5 protein-coding genes are annotated in these 4,636 nt (G+C 68.6%); all 5 read right to left on the bottom strand.

All coding sequences use genetic code 11. The features are described 5' to 3' along the window. Nucleotides 1-1,061, bottom strand: a 1,061-nt coding sequence (gene dapE, locus QAA18_RS11970) for a succinyl-diaminopimelate desuccinylase (RefSeq protein WP_279413220.1), incomplete at its 3' end; no start/stop codon positions are given. Further along, entirely contained in the window at nucleotides 1,058-1,411 is a 354-nt protein-coding gene (locus tag QAA18_RS11965; RefSeq protein ID WP_279413219.1) for a Spx/MgsR family RNA polymerase-binding regulatory protein, read from the bottom strand. The genes dapE and QAA18_RS11965, both read right to left, overlap by 4 nt. A gap of 16 nt (nucleotides 1,412-1,427) precedes the next feature. Continuing rightward, on the bottom strand, nucleotides 1,428-3,314 hold the full coding sequence (locus QAA18_RS11960) for a CocE/NonD family hydrolase (RefSeq protein ID WP_279413215.1): 1,887 nt from the start codon (nucleotides 3,312-3,314) through the stop codon (nucleotides 1,428-1,430). 94 nt (nucleotides 3,315-3,408) lie between these two features. Beyond that, the gene (gene dapD / locus QAA18_RS11955) at nucleotides 3,409-4,323 is read right to left on the bottom strand and encodes a 2,3,4,5-tetrahydropyridine-2,6-dicarboxylate N-succinyltransferase (protein ID WP_279413213.1); all 915 of its coding nucleotides are present in this window, start codon (nucleotides 4,321-4,323) and stop codon (nucleotides 3,409-3,411) included. After that, nucleotides 4,320-4,636, bottom strand: a 317-nt coding sequence (locus QAA18_RS11950; RefSeq protein WP_279413211.1) for an ACT domain-containing protein, incomplete at its 5' end; no start/stop codon positions are given. The genes dapD and QAA18_RS11950, both read right to left, overlap by 4 nt.

Genomic DNA, 4,636 nt, shown 5'->3' with positions numbered 1-4,636 from the left:
TGCTCGTCGACCTGGTGGATGCTGGCGTTGACCGGGCCGACCTCGATGCAGTGGGCACCGAGCGGGGCGATGAAGCGCGCATCGGAGGTGCCGCCGCCGGTGCTCTCTTCCGGGACGGCGCCGGCGTGCGCGGCGAGTACCTCGCGGGCCGCGGCACGCAGCGGCCCTTCCGGGGTGAAGAACGGCTCGCCGCTTTCGTGCCAGTGGATTGCGAAGTCCAGGCCGTGCGCCTGCAGCATCGCTTCGCATTCGGCACGCAACGCGGCCGCGGTCCAGTGCGGGTTGTAGCGCAGGTTGAACAGCACCTGCAGTTCGCCGGGGATGACGTTGCTGGCGCCGGTGCCGGCGTGGATGTTGCTGATCTGCAGGCTGGTCGGCGGGAAGGTTTCGGAGCCGTCGGCCCAGCGACGCGCGGCGAGTTCGGCCAGCGCCGGCAACGCCGCATGCACCGGATTGCGCGCCTTTTCCGGATAAGCCACATGGCCCTGCACGCCTCGCACCGTGAGCGTGCCGGTGAGCGAACCGCGGCGGCCGACACGCAGCAGGTCGCCAAGCACGCGGGTGGAGGACGGTTCGCCGGTGATGCACCAGTCGATGCGCTGGCCGCGTTCGCGGAACACCGACGCGACCTTGCGCACGCCGTCGATGGCATCGCCCTCCTCGTCCGAGGTGAGCAGCAGCGCGACGGTGCCGCGGTGGTCGGGATGCGCGGCGACGAAACGCTCCAGGGCAATGACGAACGCCGCCACGCTGCCCTTCATGTCGGCGGCGCCGCGTCCGTACAGCACGCCGTCGCGCACTTCGGGCACGAAGGGATCGCTGGCCCAGGCTTCGCGCGGGCCAGGCGGCACCACGTCGGTGTGGCCGAGCAGGACCAGCACCGGGCCCTCGCCGCTGCCGTGCGTGGCCCAGAGGTTGTCCACTTCGCCGAAGCGCAGGGACTCGCAGGCGAAGCCGGCACGGCGCAGGCGTTCGGCGATGAGCGGCTGGCAACCGGCGTCGTCCGGCGTCACCGAGGGGCGCAGGATCAGCTCCTTCGCCAGCTGCAGCACTTCGCTCATTTGCCGAACCGCTGCTTGAACCCGTTGTCGCTGAAGCCCTGCGTCACCTTGCCGTCGCCGGTTACCACCACCGGGCGACGGATGAGTTGCGGGTATTCCTTCAGCAGCAGCTTCCATTCCGCGTCCGAACCCGGAGTCTTGCGGTTCGGCGCGAGGTTGCGCCAGGTGGTCGACGACTTGTTGACCATGGCGTCCCACCCGCCCAGCGCGTCGCGCCAGGCGAGCAGGGTTTCCGGCGACTGGCGCTGGTCGCGGTAGTCGACGAAGGCATGTTCGACGCCGAATCGGTCCAGCCACTTGCGCGCCTTGCGGCAGGTGTCGCAGTTGGCCAGGCCGTAGAGCGTCGTCATGCCTTCATCGCCCATGTCAGCGCGCCACCACCGGCAGTTCGATGTAGCTGGGAGCGTCTTCCGAATGATGCACGCTGTTGTCGGCCACCACCGCCTCGGACTCGGTCTCGTTCGGTCCGCCGGTGTTGAGGTTGCGCGCGAACTTCGGGAAGTTCGAGCTGGTGACCTCGACGCGGATGCGGTGGCCCTTGTTGAACTGGATCGAGGTCGCGATCGGGGTCGGCTTCAGCGTGTACACCTTGCCCGGTTCCATCAGTTCCGGATCGGTGTAGCTGTCGCGGTAACGCGCACGCAGCATGGTGTCGCCGATGATCCAGGCGGTTCCATCCGGGGCCACGTCGACGAGCTTGACCGCGAAGTCGGTGTCGCGCGCGCTCGAGGACACGTTGAGCACGGCGTCGACGAAGCCCGTCACTTCCAGCGGCTCCTCCAGGGGCTCGCTGGTGTAGACCAGCACGTCGGCGCGCGAGGAGATCGGGCGCTGGTCGAAGGCGCCAGGGATCACGATGCCGCCGTTGCAGCAGTCACCGCCGCCGATGGTCTGCACCGGGTTGGCCGGATCGTAGCGATAGGAGTCAGCCGGCTCGTCGCCGCTCGGCGCCTCGAACGACAGCACGCCGTCGCCGAACATCGAGTTGGCGTCGCCACCCGAACGCAGGTACATGCGCACCGGCTTGGCGGCCTTCGGCGGCCACTGCGCGTCGGACTGCCACTTGTTCAGGCCCATGGTGAAGTAGCGTACGTGCGGCGTGGAGGCCGGGAACGCGGCCTTGCTGCCCTTGAGCCAGCGGTCGAAGAAGGCGAACACCTGGGCGTCGACCGGGAAGCTGGCATCGCCCATCTCGCGGTCGCCGACCCTGTAGTCCTTGCCCAGGCGGGCGAACTGGCAGTGCGGGTTTGGGCCGACCACGACGAACTGGTTGGCGCTGGCCTCGCGGTCGCTGTTGACCGAACGCGCGTGGTTGAACAGCTCCAGGTTCGGGCCGATCGAGACGTCGTACCAGCTGTTGAACCACAGCGCCGGCACGCCCCAGCCCATGGAATCGTGGTACAGGCCGCCGGTGGTCCAGGCCTTGTCGCCGGGGCCGCGGGCGATGAGCTGCTCGAAGGTCGCCGGCGGTTCGCCCAGCGAGGTCAGCAGCTCGGCATACGGCAGGTGCCAGATGTGCTTCTTCCACTCGACCTTGGGCTTGGTCCACTGCAGGTCGTTGTACGCGGCAATGCGCGCGCGCATGGGGCCTTCCAGGTCCTGCGGCAACTCGGGGCGCAGGGGGTTGTCGACGCCGTACATCCACACCGCGAACAGCGTGCGCGGCACGCCGCCGGTGTAGAAGTTGCCCTGCTCCCAGAAGCGGCCGACCTTGCCGATGCCGGCGCCGGCCGCCATCGGCACCATGGCCGCGTGCGCCGGGTGGTTCATGCCCGCCAGCGCGAGCTGCCATTCGGCCGAAGACGAGCAGCCCAGGGTGCCGACCTTGCCGTTGGACCAGGGCTGCTCGGCGATCCAGCTCAGCGTGTCGTAGCCGTCGGTCTGCGGATAACCGAGGATCTCGTACTCGCCCTGGCTGAAGTAGCGGCCGCGCTCGTTCTGGACGATGAAGGCGTAGCCGCGGCGCACCGCCTCGATCGCGTAGCGGATGGTGCCGCCGCGCGGATTGTGTTCGTTGTAGGGCGTCTTCCACAGGATCGTGGGCACGTCGCCGGTCGCGTTCTTCGGGCGATAGATGTTGGTCGACAGGCCGATGCCGTCGCGCATCGGCACCAGCACCGCGGTTTCGGAGTCGGCGATCGAGGCCAGCTCCTTCTGCAGGCCCTCGTCGCTGTAGCGCGACAGGTCCTGCGCGCAGGCGATGGGTGCTGCCATCAGCAAGGTCAGCAGCAGCGATACCACGGTGGTCTTCATTGCACGACTCCCCGGAATGCGAACGGAAGATGGATCACTGAGGTTGTCGCATGCAGTGGCCCTGCCTACCCCTGCCGAAGGTCACGATCCGCCCTTATTCGGCGAGACCGCGCAGCAAATCGTTGACGGACGTCTTGCTTCGCGTCCTGGCGTCGACCTGCTTGACGATCACCGCGCAGTACAGCGAGTGCGATCCGTCCTTCGAAGGCAGCTGCCCGGACACGACCACGCTGTACGGCGGCACGCGGCCGTAGGTGATCTCGCCGGTGGCGCGGTTGTAGATGCGCGTGGACTGGCCCAGGAACACGCCCATGCCGATCACGCTGTGGTGGCCGACGACGACGCCTTCGACCACTTCCGAGCGCGCGCCGATGAAGCAGTGGTCCTCGATGATCGTCGGGCTGGCCTGCAGCGGCTCGAGCACGCCGCCGATGCCTGCCCCGCCGGACAGGTGGCAGTGCTTGCCGACCTGGGCGCAGGAGCCGACCGTGGCCCAGGTGTCGACCATGGTGCCGGCGCCGACCCAGGCGCCGATGTTGACGAAGCTGGGCATCAGCACCACGTCCTTGCCGATGAACGAGCCGCGGCGCACGAGCGCGCCGGGCACCACGCGCGCGCCGAGCTTGCGGAACGCGGCCTCGTCGAACTCGGCGAAGCGGGCCGGGATCTTGTCCCAGAACGGCGCCGGGTCGGCTTCGACCAGCTCCATCTCCTGGGTGCGGAAATACAGCAGCACCGCCTTCTTCAACCACTCGTTGACCAGCCAGCCACCCTTGCCGTCCGGCTCGGCGACGCGGAACTCGCCCTTCTCCAGGCCTTCGATCACGCGTTCGACCGTCGGCCGGGTCGATCCGTCGATCTCGTCGATGGTGAGCATGGTGCGCCGTTCCCAAGCGCTGTCGACCATGAACTTGAGCTCGTCGACGCCCGGGCCCTTGGGCGCGGTCTTCTTCCTGGCCGCGCGCTTGGCCGGCTTCTTGCGTGCTGGCTTCTTCTTTTCCGTGCTCATTGCCGTAGTTCTCCTTCAAGGCAGGCGAGCAGCGCGTCGCGCAGTGCCTGCCGGCGTGGTTCGTCGGCGAGCGGCTGGTCGCGCTCGTCGGTGATCTGGAACACGTCCTCTGCCCGTTCGCCGAAGGTGGCGATGCGCGCGTCGTGCACGCGCAGGCGTTGCTGGCGCAGCACCCGGGTGACGTCGGCGAGCAGGCCCGGGCGATCGGTGGAGACCAGGCTCAGCAGCGTGCGCGCGCCGCCCTCGGCGGTGTCGAAGGCGACCTGCGGCACCAGGCGGAAATGGCGCAGGTGGCGCGGCTGCGCCCGGCGCG

The organism is Luteimonas sp. 8-5 (assembly GCF_029763755.1).
Taxonomy (GTDB): domain Bacteria; phylum Pseudomonadota; class Gammaproteobacteria; order Xanthomonadales; family Xanthomonadaceae; genus Cognatiluteimonas.
The sequence above is the reverse complement of the archived record's forward strand: the minus strand, read 5'-3'. Positions and strand labels throughout refer to the sequence as shown.